The following is a 6,748-nucleotide window of genomic DNA, read 5'->3' on the forward strand; positions in this document are numbered from 1 at the left end:
GAGCAATTAGCCCAATTGCTTGATGACGTAATCCAGTGCGCCGGTAATAGCGGCAACTTGCGCGTCATTACACTGCTCCGGGGTTGCACGGTCACTATCTGGGTAAACCTCTGTGGTCGTACCGTAAGTACAATCTGTAATGCCGTTACATAGGCTCAGTTTTTTCAGCGGGTAGTTGATCACGCCTTCTTGCTGTACTGGGCTACCGATGATATTGCCATCAGCGTCAGGTGGGGCAATATGGGTCACCTTGCGAACAGAGTCGATAATCGCTTTTTGGAAATCCGGCTGAGGGTTTTCGGTATCGCCAACGGTGTAGAAACCATCTGGCACACCGTCTTCAATGTAAAGCTTACCGTCACGGGCTTCACGGGCTGGGCGGAATTCTAGTTCATCGGTATCGGTTGTTTCATGCAGGTCGATATGAACCAGCACTTCGCCTTCTAGTTCACCAACCATCTTCATAAGATTGGCCGCTTCTTCAGAAGGGCTGTCGGCATAGAATGCGCGGTTTGGGTCAACCGTGTTAGGGTTCCAGCGGTTGATCACTTCGTAGCCCCACGGGCTGACGCAAGGTGCAATGACAATGTTGAAACGATCACTGTATTTAGCCGCCTTGTCTTCGGCAAATTTCAGGGCACCGTGCACGCCACTGGTTTCGTAACCGTGCACACCACCGGTTACCAGAACAACGGGTTTGCTGCTATCCCAATTGCGGGTTTTGATGGCAAACAAAGGGTATTTATCGGCATCGTAGCTAAGTGCGCCATATTGGTGGAGGTCAAAGTCAGATTCTAGCGCTGTGATTTTAGATACGACTTCTTCTTGATAAGAGCGCTTAATGGTGGTTTGTGCTAGCCACTGTGCCTTTTCTTCGTCGCCCCATGGCTTGCCCGGTGTCCCGATTGGGTAGTTATGTTCGCGTTTCATTCGATTGTCTTTTGTTGTGTGTGTTTGTCTTTGTTCAAACAGAATAATTGACTGTGTAACCAGACGCAATCGTATTGATATCCGTAATATGTCTCTGTGGTTGCTATTTTGTGAATGGATGTAACGGATTGCTTAGTTACTTAGTCACAAAATGTCACTAGTGTCTGAAAACACGATCAAGCTAACTTCAAACTATTCCCGTAAGTCATTATGCTGGTTGCTAAACTGATGCCCTTTAGAGGAATACTGCGTGAAGCTACATGATCCCCAACTACTGAAACAGGCCTGCTATGTGGCAGGTAACTGGGTGACTGCGATAGATGATGCCTATACCCCAGTAACTAGCCCATCAACGGGCGAACTGATTGCAACAGTACCTAGCCTTGGCCGCGATGAGACACTTTCAGCTATCCATGCCGCCGAAAAGACTCAGGGAGAGTGGGCAACACGAACAGCGAAAGAGCGGGCAACAGTCTTGCGCCGTTGGTATGAGTTGATTGTCGACAATACCGAAGATCTAGCGACCATCCTGACGCTAGAGCAGGGTAAGCCACTGGCGGAAGCAAAGGGTGAGATCACCTATGCTGCCAGTTTTGTCGAATGGTATGCCGAAGAAGCGAAACGCGCTTACGGGGAAATGATCCCGAGCTATAAGCCAGATGCCCGTATACTGGTATCCAAACAACCTATTGGCGTTGTTGGTGCAATTACGCCATGGAACTTCCCTGCGGCAATGATCACCCGAAAATGTGGCCCTGCATTCGCTGCAGGGTGCGCGGTTGTGCTCAAGCCCGCGCCAGATACGCCGTTAACTGCTTTGGCATTGGCTGAGTTAGCTGACAGGGCAGGGATCCCGGCAGGGTTATTTAGTGTGGTTACCGGTGATGCGGCGGCAATTGGTGGTACTTTGACCGAAAGCCCTGTGGTGAAGAAAATTTCATTTACGGGCTCTACCGGTGTCGGAAAGTTATTGATGGCGCAATCGGCTAGCACAGTGAAAAAAATGGCTCTAGAGCTCGGGGGCAATGCACCGTTTATTGTCTGTGATGATGCCGATCTCAATAAAGCAATTGACGGGGTGATGGTGGCTAAGTTCCGTAATGCCGGGCAGACCTGTATTTGTGCTAACCGTATCTATGTTCACGACAGCGTGTATGACGCCTTTACGGCGAAATTGATCGAGAGAGTCAAAGCGCTGAAAGTGGCAGATGGATTTGAGGAAGGGGCTAATTTAGGGCCACTTATCAATGCTGCTGCCGTTGCCAAAGTGCAGAGCCATATTGATGATGCGTTGGCGAAAGGTGCAATCCTTGCGCACGGTGAGACCCAGCCTGAAGGTACTTATTTCTTCCCGCCTCAGGTATTGACCGAAATGAACGACGATATGTTGATTGCTAGCGACGAAACATTCGGTCCGGTCGCCGCCTTATTCCGTTTCTATGATGACGATGAGGTGATCCGCCGTGCAAACCATATTAGCTCTGGCCTTGCCTCTTACGCTTATACGCAATCCCTGTCTCGAGCTTTCAAATTCAGTGAGTCTTTGGAATACGGTATGGTCGGGATCAACGAAGGATTGATTTCAACCGAAGTGGCTCCTTTTGGTGGGGTTAAGGAATCAGGTCTGGGCCGTGAAGGTGCAAGGCAAGGATTGGAAGATTTTCTTGAAACCAAATATACCTTAATGGGCGGCTTGTAATCGCCTTTACCCGTTTTAGGTGTTTAACAATCCAAGAGAATTTCTTAAACTTGCATGCATGAAGAAACAATACTTTCCTGCTTGCAAGAAAGTAGAAATGGATAACAAGGCTCAGCCTGAGGAATAACCAATGACTAAAGCAAAAATCGGCATCGTGACTGTCAGCGACCGCGCAAGTGCAGGTGTATACGAAGACATCTCTGGGCAGGCGATTATCGATACGTTGAACGATTACCTGACCTCTGAGTGGGAGCCAGTATACGAAGTCATTCCTGACGAGCAGGATGTGATTGAAGCGACATTGATCAAGATGGCTGATGAGCAAGACTGTAGCCTGATTGTAACGACGGGCGGTACCGGCCCGGCCAAGCGTGATGTGACTCCTGAAGCCACTGAAGCCGTTTGTGACCGTATGATGCCAGGTTTTGGTGAACTGATGCGTGCTGAGTCGTTGAAGTTTGTACCGACAGCGATTTTGTCGCGCCAGACTGCCGGCCTGCGTGGTGATAGCTTGATTGTTAACCTGCCGGGTAAGCCTAAATCGATCCGCGAGTGTCTGGATGCCGTTTTCCCGGCGATTCCTTACTGTATCGATTTGATGGAAGGCCCTTACCTCGAGTGTAACGAAGAGGTGATGAAGCCTTTCCGCCCTAAAAAGAAGTAATGATTCGCTTAACTCAAGATTAAGGGAATAGTGGGATAAAAGGCTGAGCATGGTGCTTGGCCTTTCTTTTATCTGCTTGGGCTAGGCTTATAACACACTTGGTATATAACCTAGCGAGGAGGGACGATTGTGAAGTTACGTTCATTAGTCGTTGCCATAGCAATGGCGACAACAGTTATGGCAACAACAGCAACAACTCCGGTGTATGCTGGCTGGGATGAAATCAAAGATGCAGCTTCAAAGCTTGGTGAAGAAGTTGGCAAAGGATCGAAAGAGGCCTGGGAATCTGTATCGGATTTTTCTAAGGAAACCTGGGATTCGGTATCCGAGTGGGGCGAGGATGCCTACAACACCGCCGGTGAGTGGACTGATGCCTCGATAGAAAAAAGCAAGGAGTGGCTCGATGTAGCCGATGCCAAGCTGGATGAAATGCTTGAGCCAGAAACGCCTGAGGAAGCCCGTCTGGCATTGAATACGATGGCAGATACTGCACTGGTCCGTTTATTCAATGAGCAGCCGTCAGCCAAATTGCTTTTCGATAGTGCCTATGGCTATGCCGTTTTTGATTCTCGAAAGTTTTCGTTGATGCTCCATACCAACCAAGGGGCAGGGGTTGCGGTTAACCGTAAAACAGACGAACACACTTATATGAAAATGTTTGGCGCGGGGCTTGCGGTCGGCCTTGGTGGTAAGTTCTATCAGCAGATCATCTTTTTTGAAGATCAAAAGACCTTTGACGGCTTTGTTACCGATGGCTGGGAAGCTACGTCAGAAATGGGCGTGGTGACCGGTACCGATAGCGCTGAGTTAACCGCCAAATACAATGGCGGAATGGCGATTTACCAGATTGGTGAAAAAGGCTTATTGCTAGACGCCAACATTTCAGGTTCTAAATACTGGATTGATACAGATTTAACCCAGTAGCAAGGTTATTCTCCTAGTTAGCGTTAATATGCTTACTAAACCTTCCTCATATGCCCAAGCACCTAATAGTTGCTTGGGTATATTTTTCGCTCCTATGTATGAAAATGCAGTGGTCAAAGTAACCAATACTGTGTTTTTTGGAAGCTTGTTCATAAAAATATCAATAACGCCTGATATTTTCACTTTCCTACGTTATGTTGACAATGATTCATCGTAATCACGTTAGCATAAAACGAATAGAACTAAAGACTAGGCTAGACATGGACATCAAACGTACTTGGGGTTTCCTTTCGCTACTGATTGGTAGTGTTTCTTTGATATTTGGGTTTGTCACTATTGGCGGTATGATCGGCCAAACGCAGGTTGTCTCTGATATGAGCACCTTTATTAGTGCTGGCGGAGGAGATTATTTCCATTCTTTCAGCTCGACACATGCTGCCAGCGAAGTGAAGCACAAATACCAACTGCTACTAAGTAGCGGTATTGTGATGATGGCTATTGGCGGCTTTATGATGCGCGGTCAGTGGCAACGCTACTAAGCGGAAGGCCTTAAGTTTAACTACACTACTTTCAATACCATCTTAGACTCCTAAAGGTAGGTGACCTACCTTTTCTGTGGAGGAAGAGTAATGAAAGGCTTTATCAGTGGGTTACCTAAGGTTGAACTCCATCTTCACCTTGAAGGGACGCTTGAGCCAGAGTTAATGTTTGCTCTGGCCCAGCGTAACAACGTCACACTTTCCTATTCATCCATTGAGTCGTTAAAAGCGGCTTATCAATTTCACGATCTCCAAGCATTTCTGAACCTCTATTATCAAGGGGCCTTGGTATTACGTACCGAGCAGGACTTTTATGATCTGACTTACGCTTATCTTGAGCGTTGTAAGCAAGAGCATATTGTTCATACTGAAGTGTTTTTCGACCCTCAAATCCATACTCGGGCAGGCGTGTCTTTTGATACGGTCGCCTCAGGCATAATACGAGCCTTGCGGGATGGAGAATCCAATTTGGGTATCTCATCGGGTTTGATCATGTGTTTCTTACGGGATTTGCCTGAAGATGACGCCATAGAGACACTTAAGCAGGCCATTGCCTATAAAGACGATATTATTGCTGTGGGTCTAGATTCATCAGAGCAGGGCAACCCGCCAGAGAAGTTTGAGCGTGTTTATGCTATGGCAAGAAACACAGGATTCAAAACCGTTGCCCATGCAGGAGAAGAAGGCCCTGCCGATTATATTTGGGGAGCCATTGAAGCACTCAAGGTGGACCGAATTGATCACGGTGTGCGTTGCTTAGATGATCCAAAGCTAGTGGCGTATTTGGTAGAGAAGCAGATCCCTCTGACGGTATGCCCGTTATCCAATGTGAAGCTCAGGGTTTTCAATGATATATCAGAGCACAACATTGTTGAGCTGTTTAAACAGGGGGTACAAGTAACGATTAACTCTGATGATCCCGCTTATTTTGGCGGTTATCTTAATGACAATTATTTGGCCGTTGCACAGGCCTTTGACCTGTCAAAGCAAGATGTTGCGCTGTTGAGTGATAATGCTATTGAGGCAAGTTTCTTGAGTGAAGAGAAGAAGCAGTTGCTGCAACAGAAATTAGCCCACTACTTGGATATTCAGTTCCGGCCGATTATTTAAAAAAAAACGCCTATCAAGTCCATGATAGGCGTAGCAATAAATCGATTAAGGAACAACATATTTGAAGTGCAAGAATCATACGATCTGAGTGAAAATCACGCAACGATCAATGATGTAAAAGTTGTATGCGCTTTTGTTAAATGTCTTTTTGATTAAATGCTTAGATTAGACTAAACATTCAAATTATTTTCATTGTTTGCTTGGGCGGAAAATAACCATTATTTTTCAATGGTTAATACTGGTTGTTGTCTTAAATATAATCCAGTAACTTTGTTTTTTAGGCTAACGGATTTATTTAAATATTGATTTTACAGCATTTTGTAATGTTAACAGCAGACTCGTTTTCGGCTTCATACTGTGAGCCTGATCAATACCAAGGTAATAGGATTGCATGAATTGCCGGCGAAGTGATTCAGCTCTGTTGCTATCATTGGCCGCAAGCTGCTGGCAAATCTCTGTTGCGTGGTCATTGGCATAGCTAAAATCGATGCTATTGACCCCTTGGCATAGGAACCAAATCATTGCGATAGCTTTGACCTCTAACTCATTCAGTGTGTAGAACTTTTTCGCATGCTGCTCCCCGACATGCTGCTTGAATAACGTATCCATTTCACTGATCTTGCTTTGTGTGGCTTGAAACTCATCAAAGACTTGCTGAATTGCGTGGGTAAATAACCCTAGTGCAAGATCTTGCTGTGGCTTGTCCGCTTTTTGCTGGCAAACAGTCTGGAAAAAATTGGAACGGAAGTTGACGAAGTCTTGTGCGAATTCGCGCTCGGCATCAGTGAAGGGGAGATGTTCAAAGCCGAAATCGTTTAATAGTTGTTGTAATGTTTTCATAGCGGACTAAAAGTAAGGAGCAATGTTGGCAGTATACAAAAT

At 46.3% G+C, this 6,748-nt stretch carries 7 protein-coding genes; 5 read left to right on the forward strand and 2 right to left on the reverse strand.

All coding sequences use genetic code 11. From position 1 onward, the window contains the following. Positions 1-6: 6 nt before the first annotated feature. Positions 7-930: a M14 family metallocarboxypeptidase gene (locus BIZ37_RS12880; RefSeq protein WP_187461846.1), complete on the reverse strand. Its 924-nt coding sequence runs from the start codon at positions 928-930 to the stop codon at positions 7-9. A gap of 250 nt (positions 931-1,180) precedes the next feature. Between BIZ37_RS12880 and BIZ37_RS12885 the strand changes: the two genes are divergently transcribed. From BIZ37_RS12885 to BIZ37_RS12905, 5 genes are all read left to right on the forward strand, one after another. Beyond that, positions 1,181-2,629, forward strand: a complete 1,449-nt coding sequence (locus BIZ37_RS12885; protein ID WP_187461847.1) for an NAD-dependent succinate-semialdehyde dehydrogenase — start codon at positions 1,181-1,183, stop codon at positions 2,627-2,629. A gap of 130 nt (positions 2,630-2,759) precedes the next feature. Further along, a complete protein-coding gene (gene mog, locus BIZ37_RS12890) occupies positions 2,760-3,293 on the forward strand; it encodes a molybdopterin adenylyltransferase (RefSeq protein ID WP_107297108.1) in 534 nt (177 codons plus the stop codon). A gap of 162 nt (positions 3,294-3,455) precedes the next feature. Next, complete coding sequence (locus BIZ37_RS12895; protein ID WP_222939667.1) at positions 3,456-4,217, forward strand: hypothetical protein; 762 nt, start codon at positions 3,456-3,458, stop codon at positions 4,215-4,217. Between the two features lie 260 nt (positions 4,218-4,477). Next, positions 4,478-4,756, forward strand: a complete 279-nt coding sequence (locus BIZ37_RS12900) for a hypothetical protein (protein ID WP_187461849.1) — start codon at positions 4,478-4,480, stop codon at positions 4,754-4,756. A gap of 90 nt (positions 4,757-4,846) precedes the next feature. Beyond that, positions 4,847-5,866, forward strand: a complete 1,020-nt coding sequence (locus BIZ37_RS12905) for an adenosine deaminase (protein WP_187461850.1) — start codon at positions 4,847-4,849, stop codon at positions 5,864-5,866. A gap of 291 nt (positions 5,867-6,157) precedes the next feature. On the opposite strand, the gene BIZ37_RS12910 is transcribed toward BIZ37_RS12905, so the two are convergent. Then, positions 6,158-6,706 (reverse strand): hypothetical protein, encoded by a 549-nt coding sequence (locus BIZ37_RS12910; RefSeq protein ID WP_187461851.1) that lies wholly within the window; start codon positions 6,704-6,706, stop codon positions 6,158-6,160. Between the last annotated feature and the right edge of the window lie 42 nt (positions 6,707-6,748).

The organism is Photobacterium sp. BZF1 (assembly GCF_014349205.1).
GTDB lineage: Bacteria > Pseudomonadota > Gammaproteobacteria > Enterobacterales > Vibrionaceae > Photobacterium.